The organism is Saccharopolyspora phatthalungensis, assembly GCF_014203395.1.
GTDB classification, from domain to species: Bacteria; Actinomycetota; Actinomycetes; order Mycobacteriales; family Pseudonocardiaceae; genus Saccharopolyspora; species Saccharopolyspora phatthalungensis.
Genome location: NZ_JACHIW010000001.1, coordinates 4,800,683 through 4,818,923 on the forward strand (window position 1 = coordinate 4,800,683; position 18,241 = coordinate 4,818,923).

Consider the following 18,241-nt stretch of genomic DNA (forward strand, 5'->3'; position numbering starts at 1 on the left):
CACATGATCGAGCTGACCGATATCGCTTATGTCCGGTCGGGCGTAGCTGATCTGGCCACGGCGACCGAATTCGCCACCAGCATCGTCGGGCTGGAGCTCGTCGACGGTGGCGAGCCCGGGGTGGCGCACCTGCGGGCCGACTCCGCGCACCATCGCCTGGCGTTGGTGGAAGGTGAGTCCGGGGTGATCGCATCCGGGTTCACCGTCGCCGACGAAGAAGCTCTCGCCGCGGCCGAAACCGCGCTCGAAACCCGCGGAATCCGCGCGGCGCGGATCGACCCGTACGGCTGCCGCTCACGCCGGGTCCGTGCCGGAATCGGCTTCGACGATCCGTTCGGCAACCGGATCGAGCTTGTGGCCGGTCAGCACTCTCTCGCTACGCCCGTCAATTACTCGCGTGCGGCCGGGATCACCGAATTCGGGCATCTGTGCGTGGACGCCCCCGACGTTCGCGAGGCCTACCGATTCTGGTCATCCACCTTCAACGCACGCGTATCGGACTGGATCGGCGACGACGCCTGCCTGATGCGGATCAACCCGGTGCACCACAAGCTCGCCGTGTTCGCCGCCGACGGGCCCGGACTGTGCCACATGAACTTTCAGGTCGCCGCGATCGACGACATCTTCCGCAGCTGGCATTTCCTCGTGGAGCAGGGCGTCGAGATCGAAATGGGTCCGGGGCGCCACCCGCAGTCCGGTGCCGTCTTCCTTTACTTCCAAGGCCCGGAGGGCTTCACCTACGAGTATTCCTACGGCGTACGCCGCATCGAGGACGACGCGACCTGGCGGCCCCGCGTCTTCGACCCCGCAGAACGCGGATCAATCGACATGTGGCTCGGACCGACGAGCCGCCCCACTTCCCAACCGCAGCTTGTGACCACGAGCGAGCTGCCCCTTCGAAAGGCGACCTGATGATCTTCCTCGCAATGTCGTACCGCGAGGTCATCGCACGGCACACGCTCGCGAAGACGGCATGACCGCGGGCGCATCATCGGTGCCCGGCGCGGCGGAAGTGGTGGAGGCGGCACAGGTCCTGGCCCGGCTCGGCCTGGTCTCCGCCTTCGGGCATGTGTCGGTCCGGGCCGAGAACGAGCTGATGATCACCCCGACCGCGGACCTGGCGACCGTGACTCCCACCCAACTGGTGACGGTGCAGATCGTCCCAGGCGTCGACGGCGCCGCCCTGCCCGCGAACGTACCGGGAGAGGCGCACTTGCACTGCGCGATATATCGGGCACGTCCCGATGTCACCGCGGTTGTGCGTGCCCAGCCCGAGTCGGCGCTGGGCGCCGGGGCCACCGCAACGGAGCTGCCGTTGTTGCACGGCCAGGCAGCCTGGCTGGGCCACCGGATCCCGGTGCACCAGTCGCCGCGGCTGATCCGCGACGCCCGGCTGGGCGATGCCGCCGCCCGCAGTCTCGGCGACAACGACGCCCTGGTGCTTCGCGGCAACGGCGCGGTCACCACCGGCACCTCGCCCGGGGAAGCGGTCACCCGGATGTGGCTGCTGGAGACCGCCTGCCGGATTCATCTCGCCACCCGCGGGGCGGATCCGATGGTCTTGGACGACGACGATATCGCCGCGTGGCGCGACGCCGCGCCACCGCTGCTGCGGCGGTTGTGGCACCACCTGCGCACAGACACATCCTCGAGGAGGACCACATGAGAACGACCGCAGCCGGACCGACTTCCGGCCCCGGCCAGTCCGGGCACGCTCCCGATGATGCTGGCGCCGCGCACACGTGGCGCGGGTCGACGTGGAGCTTGGCCAGCGTCGATCACGCCGATGGCGGGGCGCCGCGCGCGGTCGCACTCTGCGGGGACAGCCTCGTCGAGATCCCGGGCCTCGACGGCGCGGACGTCACAGAGGTGATCGCGCGGTGGCCGGAGTTCGCACCGCTGCTGCGTTCTTTCGACCCGGCTGGCGGCCAGACCACCACCGGGACCCTGCGAGCCCCGTTGCGCGCGCCGGGCAAACTCGTGTGTGCGGGCGCCAACTACCGCGGACACCTGACGGAAATGGGCATCGCGGAAGTCCCCGGCGGAATCGAGCCGTATTTCTTCCTGCTTCCGTCCACCTCCATCACCGGCCCGGACGAGCAGGTCCGCATCCCGCCCGAGGAGCAGGCCCGTGTCGACTGGGAGGCCGAGCTCGCGGTCGTCATCGGCACACCGGGCCGAGACATCCCCGAAGCCGACGCGCTCGCGCACGTCGCCGGCTACACGATCATGAACGATGTGTCGGCACGGGGCCTGCACCGCAGGGCGAATCCTCTCGCGCCGCCGTTCACGTTCGACTGGCTGGCGAGCAAAGGCCGTGACACTTTCTCCCCGCTGGGCCCCGGGATCACTCCGGCCTGGCTGGTACCCGACCCCCAGAACCTGCACATCCGATTGTGGCGCAACGGCAAACTCGAACAGGACGGGTACACCGCCGACATGCTGTTCCCGGTTGCCCGGCTGATCGCTGCGGCGAGCGAGATCATGTGCCTCGAAGCCGGGGACGTGCTCGCGACCGGGACACCGGCCGGCGTCGGCGTCGCTCACGGCGCGGCGCTCGTTGATGGCGATGACCTGCGAGTGGAGATCACAGACCTGGGGACACTGCGCAACCCGGTACGGGTCGCGCACCCTGCATTGCACGCCTGACGGCCGCCACCCCGTCAACGAAGAGGGACGACATGGAGGACTGAATCACCGACGGTGACGCACCTGCGCTTCTACTCCGACCTTGTGCCCCTGTTCGACGCGTCCGCCACCGCACACCCAGCCGGCTCACACTCGGCTCTCACCAGTAAAGAGACTCCCATGACACGTGACACCCCGGTCTCGGTAACCAAGCTCGCCTATCTCGGTGTCGAGACTCCCGACCTTGACCGCATGATCCACTACTACACGCAGGTGCTGGACTTCCGGCTCGTCGACTCCGACGGCAACGGCGCGTTCCTCACCACCGGCACCGACCACCACTGCGTCGTTCTCACCCGCGGAGCGGCGCGTGCCCGCACCACCGTGGGTTACGAGATCGCCGGGGCACTCGACGATGCCGAACGGCATCTCAAGCAGGCCGGCTATCTCACCGAACGCCGCAGCGACATCGGGCCCGGTACGCCCGATGTGCTCGTCCTGGAAGAGCCCGGCACCGGCACGCCGCTGCATCTGATCAGTGGACAAGACCTCGTCGAGGGCGCCACTCCCACGCCATTGCGCCCGACGAAGCTCGGTCACGTCGCGGCGTTCACGCCGTCGCTTGACCGGATGCAGGACTTCTATCAGGACTTGCTGGGTTTCCGTTGGTCGGACACCGTCGGCGATTTCTTCGTCTTTCTGCGCTGCAACTCCGACCACCACGCGGCGAACTTCATGGCCAGCAGCAAGTTCGAGGGCATGCACCACGTCGCCTACGAGATGCGCGACCCGGCTCACCTCGTGTCGATGGTCGACCACCTCGCACAGAACAAATTCCGCCTGGAGTGGGGGCCCGGGCGCCACGGCCCAGGGCACAACCTGTTCACCTACCACAAGGATCCCGATGGCAACGTCGTCGAGCTGTTCACCCAGCTCGATCTCGTTCTGGACGAAACCAAGCCCTACTGGGAGCCACGCCCTTGGCACGAGCAGCACCCCATGGGACCGCGTACGTGGGAGGTCGACGTCGCTACGGTGAATCAGTGGGGGCCGCTGAATCCCAGCTTGCTTGAGCACTGACCCCCGCGGCACCCGATTGTCGTCCGCCCGCTGGGCGGCGGCATCGACCCGCGCAGAACACCTTGCCCGTCCACTGTGGGCTGATGTGGCGCCCCAGCCGACCACAGTGGACGTCGCGCCTTTTGGGCCGGGTCGTAGGCCGAACGCACCGACGTGGCCGGGCTTGCACGGGAGGTTCGTCGTCAGGGTCAGCACGGCATTGTCGTGCTGACCCTGACGAGTCGAAGGGATTTCTGCCAGCCGGCCCGCACGCCGGCATTCTTGCCTGCAATGCTGCTGTATTCGGTGCTGCTGTATTCGGTGCTGCTGTATTCGGGGCTGCTGTATTCGGGCCGGCCGACGATAGGGCGGTGCGAGGTCTGAAGGTTCGGGTGCTAGCTGTGCCCGGAAGCTCGGCGCTCGGCCAGCGATTCGCCTGCGACAAACCAGTGTTCAGCCTCGCATTCCTGCACCACGACCCGGATCGACTCCGGTCTCGCGCCGATCGCGTCGACCGTAGCGGCGGTGAGCGCAGCGCCGAGCGCACGCAGTTGTTCGTCGCTGCGCCCCTTGACAATGCTCACTTGGATCAACGGCACGGCCACACTCCCATCTGAAGTTCAGCCCGGGACATGCTCGCCGCGTCGTGTGCCGACACAGGCGGGCTGATCATCGGGCATCCATCACGCAAGCCTTAGGCTCGGTGAAGAACTCGCGGCTGAAGTTGCCGCCCTCGCGGCCCCATCCGGAGTCGCCGACTCCGCCGAACGGCGCGCGCAGGTCACGCACGAAGAAGCAGTTGGTCCAGACGGTGCCGGCCCGCAACGCGGCGGACACCCGGTGAGCTCGGCGCAGGTTTTCGGTGAACAGCATCGCGTTCAGTCCGTATCGGGTGCCGTTGGCGAGCCGGACTGCTTCGTCTTCGGTGTCGAACGGCGTGATGGTCACGACCGGGCCGAACACTTCCTCGCGCTGGACGGGCGCGTTGTCTGGCACGTCGGCCAGCACGGTCGGGCGGACCGCCCAGCCTTTCCCGCGGCCTCCGGTCAGCATGCGGCCCTCCGCCACGTCGAGGTAGCCGGTGACCTTGCGCCAGTGCTTCTCGGATGCCAGCGGCCCGATGCGGGTTGCGGGGTCGCTGGGGGCGCCGAGCGGCAGGCTTTCAGCCGCCCGTACGAACCGCGTGGTGAACTCCTCCAGCACGGCTCGTTCGACGTACAGTCGTGATCCTGCCAAGCACACCTGGCCGGCGTTGGTGAAGATCGCCTGAATCGACCAGTGCACCGCCGCGTCGAGGTCGGCGTCGGCGAACACCAGGTTTGCGCCCTTTCCGCCGAGCTCGAGGCTGACGGGGGTCAGGTTGGCGGACGCGGCGGCGGTGATCGCCCGCCCGGTGCCGGATTCCCCGGTGAACGTGATCCGATCCACCCGGGAGTCGAGGGTCAACGCCTGGCCTGCGGAGTCGGGGCCGTAGCCGTGCACGACATTGAGCACCCCTGCCGGCAGCCCCGCCTGCAGGGCTAGGCGAGCCAGGAGAGTCGCGCTGGCGGGGGTGTCCTCGGCGGGCTTGAGTACCACGGTGTTGCCCCAGGCCAGCGCCGGGGCGATCTTCCAGGTCTCCAGCATGAGCGGGAAATTCCACGGCGCGATCGCGGCCACGACTCCGGCCGGCTCGAACCGTGTGTAGGCGTGGTGCCCGGAGTCCATCGGGTAGGCCTCGGACGGCGACAGGCGTGCGTGGTCGGCGAAGAACCGGAAGTTCTGTGCCGAGCGCGGCACGTCCTTGCCCAGGGCGTCGGCAATCGGCTTGCCCATGTCGCGGGAGTCGGCGAGGGCCAGCTCGTCGGCGTTTTCCTCGATGAGATCCGCCAGACGGTGCAGCAGGGCGCCGCGCTCGTCGCGGCCCATGCGGGGCCAGGGGCCCGAGTCGAAAGCCCGCCGGGCCGCCGCAACGGCCTGCGCGGCCTCGTCGGCTCCGCCGAGGGCGACCTCGGCCCAGATTTGCTGGGTCCACGGGTCCACCGACTCGAACTGGCTCGCGTTGGTGGAATCGCGTTCTTCGCCGTCGATCACATGCCCGAACCGGATGGTCATTGCTCAGCCTCCCGATTTTACTGCATACACTTTTTCATCGACGGCGTGTGGCTGTCAAGATCCGGCGCGGCACGGAACAGAGCAAGGAACCGGGGCGGAAAGACGGGTGCAACCCGTCGTACGGGCCCGGTCACCTGCTCCAGAGCGCGGGGAGCGGGGCTGCGGCATCGGCCGCGACGACGTTAAGCGCCGCACGAACGGAGATGGGTTCGAACTCGGGCGCCACTTCGGCCAGAAGCATGGTGGCCGTCCGCGCGCGATGGAGAGCGGTCCCCACCTCCAGGTCGGTGTAACGGCCTTCCCGCACACAGGCCGCCAACTGCTGGTGCTCACGGCTGCGGGCGTCATCCAGAGCTACGCGGTCGCTAGTCGAGCGCAGCAACTCCACGTACTGGTCACAGCGATCACCGAGGTTGCGCAGCGACTCCCGGACCGGCGGCGCGGCCGAGCGCACGACCTGGTTATGGAAGTCACGGTGCGCGATGTGCCACTGAGGACGGTCGCGCGCGGCACTCATCCGCCGAACCGCATCGTCCATGCTATCGGCGTCCGCGCGGTCAAGGTGGCGGGCCGTGACGCGGATTGCCAAGACCTCCAGCATGATTCGGGATGCGAACACCCCGTCGAGATCGCTGGCGTCGAAGCCGCGCACCCTGGATTGGTGATTGAGCTGGCCATCGAGCAGGCCCTCTTCGGTCAGCATCCGCATCGCTTCGCGAACCGGGGTGCGGCTGGTGCCCAGGGCCTCGGCCACTGATTTCTGGGCCAGTATCGTGCCCGGCCGCAACGCGCCGGACAAGATCAGATCCCGCAGGTAACCATGCACCCGCAGCGACGACTCGCGCCGGTTCTCGATAGCGAGCGGAGCAATCACCTCCGGCGCCGGCGCGGGCTTACGTCCTCGCCGAGGCGGGCTCGCGGCACCCGTCTCCTTATCCTCCGACATCTGTTCCTCCTGGGCCGCGTCCTCCGGCGGCCGCGCCGCCCTCCAGCGTGAACATCACACGCACCGGAGAAGAGTAGGAGATGGTCGCGTCGTCGGCGGCGGCCACGGCCCGCCCAACGGTGCGTGGCCGGTCGCTAGCTGAGCCGAAGATGTGATGCGGTTGGCGGCATGCGGCGGCCTCGCGGTTGTGTGCGCTGGTGTCACAGCACAATTGCCGGAACGCCTTTGCGGCCAGCGACGGGACGAAGTAGCCGCGGCGGTCTGTCCGGTGTGAAGCGCTGCCTGCGCCCTGTCGGGCCCGTGAAAACGATGACATCAGGTGCTCGAATCGCGGAATGGTTCTTGCCGCCGCCAGGACAGCGGATCGCATATCAGCAGGATAGTGCCCGAGTGTCCCGAACGGTCCTGGCGGGATGGGGCACACTCAACCGGTGCGTACCACTCAACGCAACGACGGCGCCCCGGCCGACGGGCTGGTGGCGGCCCGCATCGCGACCCTGCTCGGCGCCTTCCGGCAGGGCGATGACGCACTGGGCGTGTCCGAGCTGGCCCGCCGCACCGGCATGGCGAAGACGACCGTGCACCGGCTGGCAGGCCACCTCGCGGACACCGGCCTGCTGGAGCGCGATGGCACCTCGGTGCGGCTCGGGCTGTGGCTGTTCGAGATCGGCCAGCTCGTGGTGCGGCGGGAGCGTCTGGTGGAGGCGGCGCGGCCGTACTTGGCGGACCTGCGCGAGGCGACACGGAACACCGTGCACCTGGCGGTGCTGGAGGGCACGGAGGTGGTGTACCTCGACGTGCTGCGGGGGCCGGATGCGCCGAATCTCCCGTCACGCGCGGGCGGCCGGTTCCCCGCGCACGCCACGGGAGTGGGGAAGGCGATCCTGTCGCGGTCGCCGGAGACGGTGGTGGCGCGGGTGATTGAGGCGGGACTGCCGCGGGTGAGCAGCCGGACGATCACCGCGCCGGGGTTGCTGCGGCGGCAGCTAGCGCGCTACCGGGAGAGCGGGATCGCGTTCGAGCGCGAGGAGTCGGGGGTGGGGGTGGTGTGCGTGGCGAGCCCGCTCGTGGACGCGGGCGGAACCGCGATCGCGGCGGTCTCCATCTCCGGCTGGGCGACCCGGATGCGCACGGAGCGCGTCGCACCTGCGGTCCGGACTGTCGCGTTGGCGCTGTCCCGCACCTTCGCCGGCCAGTGAGGGGATCACACACGGACCGCACTTGCCCGCACGACCTTGCTGAGCAAGCACAACCTTGATCGCTATCCGCGATGAGCAGGACTCCGTCTTTCCACCGATACCTCGCCCGATGACCGCACCACGGATCCAATGTCCGTCACTCGGCTGGTCGCCGTGTCGCCCGCCGCTCGGAGACGGGCGATGGGCACGCATAGTCAATGAGATGGCGCGCATCATCAACGACTTCGTGGCCGATTCCCGAGATGCTCTACGAGCTGGGCGAAGCCCTGCTCTCCGGCAGTGACCCGGGCGTCGAACGGATGGGAACTGCTGTAGACCACCAGATCCCTCGGCCTGAGCACCAGATCCCGGCCAACATGGGAGACTTTCATCGTTCCGCGGGGATCAAGAGCGACGTTGTAGAGCTCGGGATCGGATTTCCGGATGAGTTTCGGTGTTCGCGCCGAGCGAAGGGATGGCATCCCCGGTATCGAGACCTGTACCGCACCGAAGTCCAGATTCCGCAGTGTCGCCCGAAAGTCGTTGGCGTGGTCGCTGCTGATCAGGGTAGGGCACAACGACCGGTCCGTCATGGCGTTCCAGTAAGCAAAACGTTCGCCGGGTGGCAGATCCTGCGTGTTAAAAGCAGTCTCGATCACGTTTTCACCCTGGGGCCGCGTCGCCGATCCGCGTCGGAAGATGAGGAAGAAGCACCCTTTATGAGCCGACTGCGCGTGCTGACCTGGTGTTTTGTGGTGAGATGTCCTCTCACCAGGGCCTTTATCGCGTCAACGTGTGCCAGCGTTAGCCACGTTCAGTCACACATTGCCAGCGGTAATTGGGCTTGTTCCCATGTAGTTCCCACGCGGGGAGGTGTTGTGCCCGGCCTCTTGTCTGCTGAGTCAGGTCGCCGTGTGTGGTGACCGGTCAGGCGGGTAGGAGTTGTTCTACGGCGCCGATTCGGAGGTCTAGCCGGGTCGAGTTCACTCCTCGCGCGGCCTTACGGGCGCGGTTGATCGTGGTCCTCGCGGCGTCGAATACTCCGGCTCGGGCGTAGGACTCAGCCAGCCACGTCTGGTAGAGCGCCACCTCTCGGGCGTGCTCGGGGGTGTATGCCGTGATGGCACCGGACAGCAGTGGCTCGGCGGTGAGCGGGTCGCCCAGTTCGATCAGGCAGCGCCCGGCCATGATGTCGATTTCCTTGCGGTCGAGCCAGTAGACCCACTCCGGTTCATCCACTCCGGCGGATCGCTGTTCGTAGGAGTCGTCCACCGCGTCCAGCGCCCGCTGGGTGCCGTCGCGGTCCCGGGCGCGTGCGCTGGCCCAGGCCACCCGCTCCAGTAGCAGCGCACGGACAACCGGGGTGGTTCGGCCTTCGGTCCCTTTGACGGCCGAGCGGGCGAGTAGTGCCGCGTCGGCCGGGTTGCCGACGTTGGCAATCTGGTAGCTCAGGCTGGACAGCAGTTGCCCGGCTAGCGCGGGCTCGCCCGCGTCGCGGGCGGCGGAGACGCCGGAGAGGTAGACGCGCTGAGCTTCGGTGTAGTGACCGGCGTCGCTGGCGACCCATCCGGCGAGCTGGGCGAGTTCGCCCACCACGGTCAGCAGTCGGCGGCCGGTCGGTTCGGTGTAGCTCGCTTCGTTGACGACGTGCTGAGCGCTGGCGAGTTCCTTACGCACCAACGGAAAGAGGTCCCGGCCGCCGATCACATCGTCAAGGTGGCGGAGTTCGATCACGCGGTCTTCCAGCTTGGTCGCCAGCGTCGCCCCGACTCGCCGCCCGGCGGCCGAGTGGATCTCGGCCGGGGTGTCGGCCACCAGCCACTCGTGAGCGACCCGGAGCGGGTCGTCCGGCAGGCCGTACAGGGTGTCCAGGGAGACGTTGAGCGCGCGGGCGTACGCGGTGACGTGCTCGGGCTTGATGGCCCGTTTCCCGGTCTCCAGCAGGCCGAGCAGGGGCTTGCTGTAGTGGGTGCGGGCTGCCATCGCGGACAGGCTGACTCCGGCGGCCTCGCGGGTCGCCCGCAGGTTCGCGCCAAGGTCAGACACTGCCGCACCACCTGTAGACGCCGGTAGACGCCAAACCCATTCCCATCACCCCACTGTGATGACGAGGCTACAGGGCAGGGCCGCCCCGGTCGGTGATCGACTTTCCCCGAAGTCACCCCGACCCGGCCGGGAACGGCCTGACCATGCGGGAAGGAGTGCCGAATGTCGTTCATCGCCGTCTTGGCGCTAATGGCGTGCTGTGTCGTCGGTTCGGCGGTGATGAGCGGGCTGGCGTTCGCGGTGAACGAGCGGTCACGGCGGCGGATACAGCGGCGGGCCGCCCAGCAGACTGGCGAGACCGACACCGATACCGGTGACTGGCGGGAGGCGGCGGGACGTGCGGTGTTCCGAGGTTGACGAGTTGCTGAACGAGCTTCGCCGCCGGGGGTGGGTGTTGTACGTGTTCGGCCCGAAGGACGCGCCGGAGGCGGTCGCGCACGTGTTCCAGTGGGACACCTGCGCGGACGTGGTGATCCTGCGCGATGAGGACGACGCGACGGCTTACCGGTTGCCGACCTTCCCGGGCACCGATGTGTTCGCCCCGGAACTGGTGTCGTGGCACTACCACGCCTCAACGGCCTGGACGTTGCGGGCGGTGCTCACGATCGCCCCTCCGGGGCATCCGGACGCCCCAATGGGGGTACTGCGGCCGGTTCCCGCCTGCGGCGTGCCGATACAGATACGGCGGCCGGTCAGTATCCGGCCGACTGCGCTGGCCGGGGCCGTTGGCCCAGGTGAGCGAGCACAGTTCCGCGCGAGTGACGCGGGTTTCTAGAGTGAACCGATCGAGTGGAGGTCACGGCAGTGGGCAAGGACAAGAACGACGGCGGTACGACCGACGGCGGCAAGCACGATGTGAATCGGGACGGCCAGACCGGCAAGACCGCCGATGACATCGATCCGAAGGAGTACGGACAGGGAAGCGGCGACGAGTGACCGAAATGGCCGCCCTGGATAGGGTGCGAGACCTTGTCGTGGAGCTGGACTCGGCGGGTGTGCTACCCGCCGAGTTCGGTCCTGCTTTCCGTGCTGCCGCGCGGGAATGGTTCGTGCCGGATCGTTTCTGGTATCAGGACAGCGATGGGGACATCGACACGGCCGTAGACCGCACCACGGACCCGGATCTCTGGTTGTCCACTGTGTACTCAAATCGCGCGCTGGTGACCCAGTTCGATGACGGGGCGACCGCGTGGCCGCAGATCGGGCATCGGCCGACAAGTTCGGCGTCGATGCCCTCGGTGGTGGCCGGGATGCTGCGGGCGCTGGAGCCGGAGCCGGGCCAGTCGGTACTGGAGATCGGTACCGGAACCGGGTGGAATGCCGCGCTGTTGGCCGAAATCGTTGGCCGCTCGGGTCATGTGACTACCGTGGAGATCGACCCCGAGGTGACCGCGCAGGCACGGAGGAATCTCCGCGAGGCCGGTTATTCGCGGGTGGGCACCATCGAGGGCGACGCGGCGGAGCTGTCCACTGAGCACTATTTCGACAGGATCATCGCAACCGCTGGTGTCCACATAGGACAGTTGCCGTATTCGTGGGTGAAAAGAGTCCGCCCGGGTGGGGTGATCGTCGCGCCGATGCGCGCGGACATGGCCAGTGGGCCACTGGTGCGGTTCGTGGTCGGCGAGGACGGCACCGCGACCGGGCACGCGGTGCCCTGGCTGCAAGTCGGTTTCATGGACATGCGCTCACACCGGGTCCCCACGGTCGATTTCGGGTCCCTGCAATGGGATGACGACTCGGCCGAAAAGACGTGGACCGATCTCGCGCCGTGGGTGCCGCTGCTGGCCGATGATCATCGGTGGCCGATCGCGGTAGCCCTGCCGGGCTGCCGCTACGACGTGTGGAAGGCCAACGAGGACCGGCCCGGCGTGGCGTGGCTGGCCGATTCGCTGTCCGGGTCGTGGGCGAGCGTGACCCCCGAGGGCGAACGGTTCCGGGTGCGGCAAGCCGGGCCGCGCCGCTTGTGGGATGCCGCCGAGACGGCCTACCGCTGGTGGAAATCTCGCGGCGAACCACCGTTGTCGACGTGGGAATGGACCATCACCCCGGAACGGCAGAGCGTCATCCTGCCGCACGATTCCGGTCACTGAGAACGGCCAGGCTCGTTGACGACGATCATTTTCCTGCCCACCCGAGGGGGCGTCTACTAAACACCCCTGCTCGTCGTCCACGGCCGTGCGCGCCCCGGTTCCGCTCAGGCGGCACCGGGGCGCATCTCGTTGCTGTCGGCGCCGTGCTGCCAGCACAAAGCCGCATGAAGTCGCTGTATCGCGTGTTCGTCGTCGGCCTCGGTCGGGTCTTCGCCCACCGGTAGCCACTCCTCGGCGACCGGGCGGCCGTGCAGGGTGCGGGTGATCAGAATCCCGAGGTAGGCCACGGCTTCGCCGTCGAGGACGGCGGTGCGTGTGCTTATGGTGAATTCCACATTCCGGCCGCAGCTCGGGCCGGTGGCGGGGGAACAGTGAAGCCCTTCGGACATGGGCTTACCCGGTCTTTCTCGATAACTGCGGGGTAGTCCACAGAAAATCGAACGACCGGAGCGGCCCGTTACACGTCCTCGGGAGGCTGTGTTGAAACCGATTCAACATCCGGGCTAGCAGGTGGATCGTCCAGCAGGTCCCGCAGCTTGCGTCCAGCCGGGAGACTTCGGCGGCCCACCAGGCGGCCTCGGCCTCGGGCTGCCCCGGCGGGGCGGCGGCCAGCGGGCCGAGCCCAGCGGCGGCCTGCCGCCACCGGGTGTGTTCGGCCTCGGCGTGCTCGGCGGCGGTGGCGGTGCGCCGGATCTCGTACTCGACTGCGCGGCGGCACCCGACCGTGCAATACGCAGCCGGGCGACCGGTCCCGGCAGGCTCGCCGAGCGGCTGTCCGCAGCGACTACAGTGGGTGATCATCGTGGTTTCTCCGCGTGGTGACCTGCGGTTACCTGTCGGCGCACCTTCTTGCCTGACCGACGATCCGACCGGCCGCGGGGAGGGAGGGGTAACCCCCTGGTCCAGAGAGCACGCGCGGCGGCTCCGTCCGATGCGCGGACGGAATCCGAGCGGCGGCCGGTCGCCACGTTTCGCGATTCGCGAATCGTCAGCTGGTCTCGGCGGGCACGGTCACCGAGACCACGCGGCGGGTGTCGAGTACGGCCCAGTCCGGCTGTTTCACGATCGCGACCAGCCCGGCCGGGTCCTGGTGGACAGCAGCGCGGAACACGGCCAGCGCGTCCAGACGGGCGGTGCGTTCGGCCTCGGCGCTGAGCGGTTTTCGTTGTGTAGTCATGCTTTCACCTCTTCTTTATGTCCAATGTGGATGGATCTGGCGTCGTGGCGGCAGATCGCACAGATGGGCTCGCCGCTCTGTGGGTGAAGTTCTCTCCCTCCGGCCTCACCGTGTGGGCACTTCGGCTGTTGTTCGCGCCAGTTGCCCCATTCCTGGAGTTCGGCTGCGCCGCGCTCAGCGCGGAGGGTGACGAGCATCGCTTGCAGGTCACCGTTTTCGTGGCACGTCCGCAGCCACGGCAGCGGCGAGCGGATGTCCCGTCCTTCGGCCCGCGTCTTCTCGATCAGTTGCGTGATCTCGTCCTCGGTCGCATCGGCATCGGCAGCGAGGCGAGCGATTCCACTCGCGCGCGGAGGAGGACCTTTCAGGGTCTTTTTAGAGGACCTTTTGGCGGACACTGGTGTCCGCCCGTGCCGGTCATGGATGTCCGCCCGTTCGGGACGTGGATGTCCGCCCGTATCGCCACGGGCAGACATGGGCGACCGGTCGTGACTGTCCTCCCGTAGGGCGAGGTCGTAGACGATCGGACGGCGGTCCGCGCGCCGGTCGGCGACCACCACGGCACGACCGGCGCGAGTGCGGCTCCACTTTGGACCCGCAGCATCCACTCCCGTTGCTCCCGGGTGGACACCGCGCCGATGTAGCCCTGCGAGGTTTTCAGGTTGCCGTGCCGGAGCACGTTCATAATCACCACGGCCGAGGCGTTGTGCCGGGCCAGGTTGTCCCCGCAGGAGTGCCGCAGATCGTGGAACACGGGACGCTGCCCAGTCAGCCCGGAGCGGCCGAACGCCGTGGCGAGCAACCGGTTCGGCTCCTTCGGCCGCAGCGGCAGGTTGCGGGAGTTGCGGAACACGAAATCGTCGTCCCTGTCGTCAGGGCGCGATGCGCGCAGCACCCGCAGGGCGGCCACGACACGCGGCGTGAGCGCCACCCTGGCGGTCTTCTTGCCCTTCGGGTAGCCGCGCAGTGTGCGGTCCGGTTCCATCACGTCCTTGACCAACACGGACGGGTCGTCCCCATCGAGCGTCAGCCGGAACCACCGCAGCCCGCACACCTCGGCCGCGCGCAGCCCGCAGTCGTGGGCCAGCAGCGCGGCGGGCCAGAACCACACCGGCAGGAAGCACAGCAGCAGCAACAACTCCTGCTCGGTGAGCAGACGCGGTTCGCGTTCCCGCTCGGCGTACACCGTGACGCCTTTGGTGGGGTCGTCGTAGCGCAGGTGGTCGTCCTGGGCTTGCTTCAGGATCGCGCGGAACGTGGTCAACCGGGCCTCGCGGGTCTTGCGCGCGTAGCCCGCGTCCGCCCACCCGGCGTCGGCGGCCTGGTATTCGGTCTTGGTGATCTCGTCCACCAGGCGGGGGCCAAACTGCTTGATCAAAGCGTTCACGATGCCGGTGCGGGTGTTCATCGTGCCCAGCGTCGCCAACTCCCCGCGCGCGGTGTACCTACCCGGACCGGCCAGCCACGCGGCGGCGTACTCGGCGAAGGCCAGCCGCTGCCGCTGACGCGCGACCGGCACACCCGCGTCGGTGTAGGTGCTGTCTGTCCGCGTCTTAGCGGCCCGCGCGGCGGCGTCGGCGGCCTCATAGGAGTCGAACGTCTTGGAACCGTCCGCCGCCGCAACGGGCTGCTTGCGCTTCGCCACCGCGTTCCACACGGTCGCCCGGTACCGGCCGGAAGGAAGTTGTTCGACGCTGTAACCGGGACCGCGCCGGGGCGCCTTGCGCTTGGTGCTCATCGGGGATCGTGCCCCTCTCGCTCGCGCACGCGCGGCGATCCCTGCAAGACCGGAGGCTAGACCGGCGACCCGGAAACGATCAAACCCATGGGAACAGTCTGTTCCCACGCCCACGCGTGCCCACGGCCCGTGATCCACTCACAAGCCGCTGACCAGCGGGTTCGGCCGATCGCTCCCGGTCCGCCGCGCCTAGGGCCAATAAGGTCCCCTTATGACCAATAACCTTGCCCGCTACGGCCTGGCGGGCCCGTGCGGCCGGCGCCGGACCAAAAGTGGTCCGATGTCCCGTGGCAACAGGCCGAACGCTCCTAGTTCGGGACCGAGACCTGGTTGAACGGGAGCATCGGTTCCAGCCAGGGGAAGACCACGAACAGCAGCAGCGCGATCACTCCCAGGGCCAGCAGCAGCGCGAGCACCAGCTTCGCGCCCAGCGGCCCGGGGAGGTGACGCCAGATCCAGCCGTACATCTATGCCTCCCCGATCGCCTGCAACAACTGGACATACGTGGCGTCGGCCGTCTTCGGGAACTGGTTGGTCAGCACCGCGTGCACGATCAGCCGTTGCCGGTCGGAGAACTGCGGGTGGCACGTGGTCAGCGTGAGCAGTGCGACCTGCTGTGCGGGCGGCAGGATGTCGAGCGGTTTGTGCGGCACCGGCGCCACGACATCGCCCTCGTTCGGGCTGACGATCTCGCGGCCATAGGTCTCGCCGTATGGGCCGCCGTCGGCCGCCTTCGTCCGCAGCGTGCCGACATGCGAGCACTGCGGTTGCGCGCCCTTCCCGGTCGACCAGTTCGCGATCTCGTCGGAGGGCGGCAGTACGCGGTAGACGAAGAAGTCCGTCTGCGTCTCCACTACGATCGCGTCGCAAGAGCTCAGCAGGTCCAGGTCGTTGAAGGGCGCACCCTTGCCGACCCGGTGCCCGGCGACCGCGAAGTTGCCTGGCTCGCCGGGCAGCGCGGTGCCCTTGTAGTGCCCCGGCCCGACCTCCAGTGCCGCCGCTTCGGCGCCTTCCTGGATGGTGAAGTGGTAGTCGGCGCCGAAGCTCGGGATGTACAGCTTGGCGAACGCTTTGCCGTCGATCAGTTCGGGATGCGGCTGCCGGCCCCGTGCCCAGTCCCCGTTGAGCGTCATCGTCGCGCTGGCCTGTTTCTTCGCCGAGAAGAGGTCGGTCACGTACAGCTCGTAGACGACAAACAGCAGGACGACCAGCCCAGCGGTGATCAGCAGCTCGCCGAAGGTTCGCACGATCTTCGCGCCGAGTCCCCCCGAAAACTTCGGTGCTTCCAGGATCGCCACGCGTGCTCCTTTCCAGAACTCGTTTACGTTAGCGTGTCAGGTGCAGGTGGCTGCGCGCGGAGTCGCCGACCAAGGTGCGCGCTGCCGGGCCGTCGCATCCGAGACGTTCTTTTAGGTACCGAAGTCACCGCCACCCTGACCCTTGAAGTCGGCGTAGAACGGATCGAACCCCATACCTAGAGTCCGAGAGCGGAAATCGCTTGCCTGGCAACGCTTCTCGCCTTCACGGTCAGCTTCTGGTTGGTCGTCACGATGACCGCCGCACCGCCTTTGACCACGGCATACACCGCGCCGGCTTCCGTCGACTGGTAGCCGCCCTGCCAGCCTGCCGGGTCGGTCGCGGGGTTGCTCGTGTCTACCGGCGCCGCGTTGTCAACGAGTGCCTTCGCCACTGCCGGGTCGCCGGAATACACCCGAACTGTGAGTTGGAGCTTCCCGGTGAGCGCATAGAAGAAGCACGCCGGGTGTGGCTTGTCCGCCGAGGTCTGGACTTTCGACACGCGCTGTCCGTTCGCGTCGGCAACGAAGGTGTTGGTCAGGTAGGGGCACGGCCCGGCACCGGTGGGTTGCGGATCGGGCGGGAGCTGGACCGGTGTCGTCGTGGTGGTCGGTGTAGTGCTGGTGGGCGCGGACTGGTTAGTCTGCGAGCAGGCCGTTGTGAGGGCGGCGGTGATCCCGAGGGCAAGTACGGTTCGTCGCATGGCCGCATTCTCCCGAAAAAAGACGAGTTGTCGGGTGTGACCCCTCTAGCAGGCTGGGACTCGTACCGTGCCGAACGTGCACCACTGTCTACTGTGGTCGAACTGTTCAGTGAAACAGCGTGGCGCCAAGCGGGTGTTGTTGGTCGAAACCGGGGAGTATCAGGAAGGTCGCACTGGCGGTAGTGGTGGTGAATTGCAGCAGTGCGTCGGAATTATCCATATGGGTCAGGGTGTTGGTGAAAGTTCGTATGTCGTTTTGGAAGCTCATGAAAAGCAGGCCGGGGACGGGTTCGTCGGTGCTGTAGGAACGACGGAGCATGAGGCCGACGCCAACGACGTTGGAGTGCGCCCTGCGGACGTGGGCGTCCGCCGGGATGAGGTACCGTCCGTCCGGCGTTTTGGCGCCGAGGTCCGGGTCCGATGTGATGGTGCCACCGGAGAGAGGCACGCCGGTGGCTCGGCGCCGACCGAAGACTGCCTCCTGGCCGGCAACGGGCAGCGTGGCGAACCGCGGCAGATCGAGTTCCATGCGTCGTAGTACGGCAATGGTGCCGCCGGCGACCGGAGCCGGCCCGGCCAGCCACAGGTCTCGTTGTTCCTGGACGGTGGTATGCGGGCCCACGATGCCGTCGATGAAACCGAACAGGTTTCGTGGCGCGGTAAGGCCCTGATCTACGGGAATGTTCGAACCGCGGCGCCCGGACTGCCGCCAGCGTTCGCGTATCCGGTCGCCAGCCTGGTCCAAAAGCGCGGCAGCGACGACCGATACTGCCAAGGCGTCGCTGGCGCAGATCTGTATCAGCAGGTCACCGCCGCGTGCCTGCGGGGCGATCCGCTCCCGGGAGAACTGTGGGAGATCCACGGCGCCGGGTAGGGAAGGATCGACCATGCGTACCAGTCGGGGGCCCACTCCGATCGTTACGGTGAGATCGCCCGGCGGTAGGCCCAGCAGTCGTGCATCGGTCCCCGCGGTGAGCGTGAGGATGGCCTGGCCGAGGTCGGCCAATAATGGGCCGACAGCCACGGCATCGCCGAGATCGGCCACCACGGCCAGCAGATTGGGCTGGGCCGATCGGGGGAGCGTGATGCCCGCTTGATACCGGCCCGTCGGTGACACCGGCGTGGTTGACGCGGGGGCATCAAGTTGGCCCGACTGAGGGGAACCCGACTCGCACCCGGCGGTGAGGCCGGCGGCCATCGCGGTACCGGTGACACCGAGGAACGCGCGGCGTGACGGGCGATAATCGGCTCGGCTCACGGTATGGAGAGTGCCATATCCGCCC

At 67.7% G+C, this 18,241-nt stretch carries 24 protein-coding genes; 11 read left to right on the forward strand and 13 right to left on the reverse strand.

The annotated features are described in order from the left end of the window. Positions 1-3 precede the first annotated feature (3 nt). The 5 genes from BJ970_RS22110 (at position 4) to BJ970_RS22130 (ending at position 4,071) form a co-directional block, all read left to right on the forward strand. On the forward strand, positions 4-912 hold the full coding sequence (locus tag BJ970_RS22110; RefSeq protein WP_184727998.1) for a VOC family protein: 909 nt from the start codon (positions 4-6) through the stop codon (positions 910-912). A 61-nt stretch (positions 913-973) separates the two neighbouring features. After that, entirely contained in the window at positions 974-1,666 is a 693-nt protein-coding gene (locus BJ970_RS22115; protein ID WP_184727999.1) for a class II aldolase/adducin family protein, read from the forward strand. Continuing rightward, positions 1,663-2,649 carry a fumarylacetoacetate hydrolase family protein gene (locus tag BJ970_RS22120; RefSeq protein ID WP_184728000.1) on the forward strand — a complete coding sequence of 329 codons (987 nt, stop codon included), beginning with the start codon at positions 1,663-1,665 and terminating at the stop codon, positions 2,647-2,649. The genes BJ970_RS22115 and BJ970_RS22120 overlap by 4 nt, the downstream gene beginning before the upstream one ends. A 159-nt stretch (positions 2,650-2,808) precedes the next feature. Continuing rightward, on the forward strand, positions 2,809-3,708 hold the full coding sequence (locus BJ970_RS22125; protein WP_184728001.1) for a VOC family protein: 900 nt from the start codon (positions 2,809-2,811) through the stop codon (positions 3,706-3,708). A gap of 153 nt (positions 3,709-3,861) precedes the next feature. Next, positions 3,862-4,071, forward strand: coding sequence for a hypothetical protein (locus BJ970_RS22130; RefSeq protein ID WP_184728002.1), 210 nt, complete (start codon positions 3,862-3,864; stop codon positions 4,069-4,071). A gap of 11 nt (positions 4,072-4,082) precedes the next feature. Here BJ970_RS22130 and BJ970_RS22135 read toward each other — a convergent pair whose 3' ends face one another. From BJ970_RS22135 to BJ970_RS22145, 3 genes are all read right to left on the reverse strand, one after another. Beyond that, positions 4,083-4,286, reverse strand: coding sequence for a 2-hydroxymuconate tautomerase family protein (locus BJ970_RS22135; RefSeq protein ID WP_184728003.1), 204 nt, complete (start codon positions 4,284-4,286; stop codon positions 4,083-4,085). 70 nt (positions 4,287-4,356) lie between these two features. Then, entirely contained in the window at positions 4,357-5,781 is a 1,425-nt protein-coding gene (locus BJ970_RS22140) for an aldehyde dehydrogenase (protein WP_184728004.1), read from the reverse strand. Between the two features lie 130 nt (positions 5,782-5,911). Continuing rightward, the gene (locus BJ970_RS22145; RefSeq protein WP_184728005.1) at positions 5,912-6,727 is read right to left on the reverse strand and encodes a GntR family transcriptional regulator; all 816 of its coding nucleotides are present in this window, start codon (positions 6,725-6,727) and stop codon (positions 5,912-5,914) included. Between the two features lie 431 nt (positions 6,728-7,158). Here BJ970_RS22145 and BJ970_RS22150 point away from each other — a divergent pair, with 431 nt between their 5' ends. After that, positions 7,159-7,926 carry an IclR family transcriptional regulator gene (locus tag BJ970_RS22150; RefSeq protein WP_312864355.1) on the forward strand — a complete coding sequence of 256 codons (768 nt, stop codon included), beginning with the start codon at positions 7,159-7,161 and terminating at the stop codon, positions 7,924-7,926. A 215-nt stretch (positions 7,927-8,141) separates the two neighbouring features. On the opposite strand, the gene BJ970_RS22155 is transcribed toward BJ970_RS22150, so the two are convergent. Both BJ970_RS22155 and BJ970_RS22160 read right to left on the reverse strand, forming a co-directional pair. Continuing rightward, a complete protein-coding gene (locus BJ970_RS22155) occupies positions 8,142-8,564 on the reverse strand; it encodes an AraC-like ligand-binding domain-containing protein (protein ID WP_184728007.1) in 423 nt (140 codons plus the stop codon). A gap of 268 nt (positions 8,565-8,832) precedes the next feature. Beyond that, entirely contained in the window at positions 8,833-9,951 is a 1,119-nt protein-coding gene (locus tag BJ970_RS22160) for a helix-turn-helix domain-containing protein (protein ID WP_184728008.1), read from the reverse strand. 162 nt (positions 9,952-10,113) lie between these two features. Between BJ970_RS22160 and BJ970_RS22165 the strand changes: the two genes are divergently transcribed. Genes BJ970_RS22165 through BJ970_RS22175 form a run of 4 tightly spaced genes read left to right on the forward strand, consistent with a single transcriptional unit; the run spans position 10,114 to position 12,044 of the window. Beyond that, positions 10,114-10,308: a hypothetical protein gene (locus BJ970_RS22165; protein ID WP_184728009.1), complete on the forward strand. Its 195-nt coding sequence runs from the start codon at positions 10,114-10,116 to the stop codon at positions 10,306-10,308. Beyond that, positions 10,289-10,726 carry a hypothetical protein gene (locus BJ970_RS22170; protein ID WP_184728010.1) on the forward strand — a complete coding sequence of 146 codons (438 nt, stop codon included), beginning with the start codon at positions 10,289-10,291 and terminating at the stop codon, positions 10,724-10,726. Before BJ970_RS22165 ends, BJ970_RS22170 begins: the two co-directional genes overlap by 20 nt. Before the next feature lie 29 nt (positions 10,727-10,755). Further along, positions 10,756-10,887: a hypothetical protein gene (locus tag BJ970_RS38955; protein ID WP_281399468.1), complete on the forward strand. Its 132-nt coding sequence runs from the start codon at positions 10,756-10,758 to the stop codon at positions 10,885-10,887. A gap of 5 nt (positions 10,888-10,892) precedes the next feature. Next, positions 10,893-12,044, forward strand: a complete 1,152-nt coding sequence (locus BJ970_RS22175; RefSeq protein WP_184728011.1) for a methyltransferase domain-containing protein — start codon at positions 10,893-10,895, stop codon at positions 12,042-12,044. A 104-nt stretch (positions 12,045-12,148) separates the two neighbouring features. Here the strand turns inward: BJ970_RS22175 and BJ970_RS22180 are convergent, their stop codons facing one another. After that, entirely contained in the window at positions 12,149-12,379 is a 231-nt protein-coding gene (locus BJ970_RS22180; protein WP_184728012.1) for a hypothetical protein, read from the reverse strand. Between the two features lie 175 nt (positions 12,380-12,554). Here BJ970_RS22180 and BJ970_RS22185 point away from each other — a divergent pair, with 175 nt between their 5' ends. After that, positions 12,555-12,866 (forward strand): hypothetical protein, encoded by a 312-nt coding sequence (locus BJ970_RS22185; RefSeq protein WP_184728013.1) that lies wholly within the window; start codon positions 12,555-12,557, stop codon positions 12,864-12,866. 166 nt (positions 12,867-13,032) lie between these two features. Here the strand turns inward: BJ970_RS22185 and BJ970_RS22190 are convergent, their stop codons facing one another. The 7 genes from BJ970_RS22190 to BJ970_RS22220 all read right to left on the reverse strand — a co-directional run bounded on the left by BJ970_RS22190 (position 13,033) and on the right by BJ970_RS22220 (position 18,216). Further along, the gene (locus tag BJ970_RS22190) at positions 13,033-13,221 is read right to left on the reverse strand and encodes a hypothetical protein (RefSeq protein WP_184728014.1); all 189 of its coding nucleotides are present in this window, start codon (positions 13,219-13,221) and stop codon (positions 13,033-13,035) included. After that, positions 13,218-13,619 (reverse strand): hypothetical protein, encoded by a 402-nt coding sequence (locus BJ970_RS22195; protein ID WP_184728015.1) that lies wholly within the window; start codon positions 13,617-13,619, stop codon positions 13,218-13,220. Before BJ970_RS22195 ends, BJ970_RS22190 begins: the two co-directional genes overlap by 4 nt. Further along, positions 13,586-14,959: a tyrosine-type recombinase/integrase gene (locus BJ970_RS22200; protein WP_184728016.1), complete on the reverse strand. Its 1,374-nt coding sequence runs from the start codon at positions 14,957-14,959 to the stop codon at positions 13,586-13,588. The genes BJ970_RS22195 and BJ970_RS22200 overlap by 34 nt, the downstream gene beginning before the upstream one ends. A gap of 308 nt (positions 14,960-15,267) precedes the next feature. Beyond that, positions 15,268-15,426, reverse strand: coding sequence for a hypothetical protein (locus tag BJ970_RS22205; RefSeq protein WP_010694616.1), 159 nt, complete (start codon positions 15,424-15,426; stop codon positions 15,268-15,270). Then, positions 15,427-16,257, reverse strand: a complete 831-nt coding sequence (locus BJ970_RS22210; protein WP_184728017.1) for a class E sortase — start codon at positions 16,255-16,257, stop codon at positions 15,427-15,429. Between the two features lie 176 nt (positions 16,258-16,433). Next, positions 16,434-16,958 carry a DUF2020 domain-containing protein gene (locus tag BJ970_RS22215; protein ID WP_184728018.1) on the reverse strand — a complete coding sequence of 175 codons (525 nt, stop codon included), beginning with the start codon at positions 16,956-16,958 and terminating at the stop codon, positions 16,434-16,436. A 106-nt stretch (positions 16,959-17,064) separates the two neighbouring features. Continuing rightward, a complete protein-coding gene (locus BJ970_RS22220; protein ID WP_184728019.1) occupies positions 17,065-18,216 on the reverse strand; it encodes a Dyp-type peroxidase in 1,152 nt (383 codons plus the stop codon). Positions 18,217-18,241 lie beyond the last annotated feature (25 nt).

Coding starts and splice junctions, on each gene's coding strand:
- BJ970_RS22110 (WP_184727998.1), top strand. CDS start 4: ATGATCGAGCTGACCGATATCGCTTATGTCCGGTCGGGCGTAGCTGAT.
- BJ970_RS22115 (WP_184727999.1), top strand. CDS start 974: ATGACCGCGGGCGCATCATCGGTGCCCGGCGCGGCGGAAGTGGTGGAG.
- BJ970_RS22120 (WP_184728000.1), top strand. CDS start 1,663: ATGAGAACGACCGCAGCCGGACCGACTTCCGGCCCCGGCCAGTCCGGG.
- BJ970_RS22125 (WP_184728001.1), top strand. CDS start 2,809: ATGACACGTGACACCCCGGTCTCGGTAACCAAGCTCGCCTATCTCGGT.
- BJ970_RS22140 (WP_184728004.1), bottom strand. CDS start 5,781: ATGACCATCCGGTTCGGGCATGTGATCGACGGCGAAGAACGCGATTCC.
- BJ970_RS22145 (WP_184728005.1), bottom strand. CDS start 6,727: ATGTCGGAGGATAAGGAGACGGGTGCCGCGAGCCCGCCTCGGCGAGGA.
- BJ970_RS22165 (WP_184728009.1), top strand. CDS start 10,114: ATGTCGTTCATCGCCGTCTTGGCGCTAATGGCGTGCTGTGTCGTCGGT.
- BJ970_RS22175 (WP_184728011.1), top strand. CDS start 10,893: ATGGCCGCCCTGGATAGGGTGCGAGACCTTGTCGTGGAGCTGGACTCG.
- BJ970_RS22190 (WP_184728014.1), bottom strand. CDS start 13,221: ATGACTACACAACGAAAACCGCTCAGCGCCGAGGCCGAACGCACCGCC.
- BJ970_RS22200 (WP_184728016.1), bottom strand. CDS start 14,959: ATGAGCACCAAGCGCAAGGCGCCCCGGCGCGGTCCCGGTTACAGCGTC.
- BJ970_RS22205 (WP_010694616.1), bottom strand. CDS start 15,426: ATGTACGGCTGGATCTGGCGTCACCTCCCCGGGCCGCTGGGCGCGAAG.
- BJ970_RS22215 (WP_184728018.1), bottom strand. CDS start 16,958: ATGCGACGAACCGTACTTGCCCTCGGGATCACCGCCGCCCTCACAACG.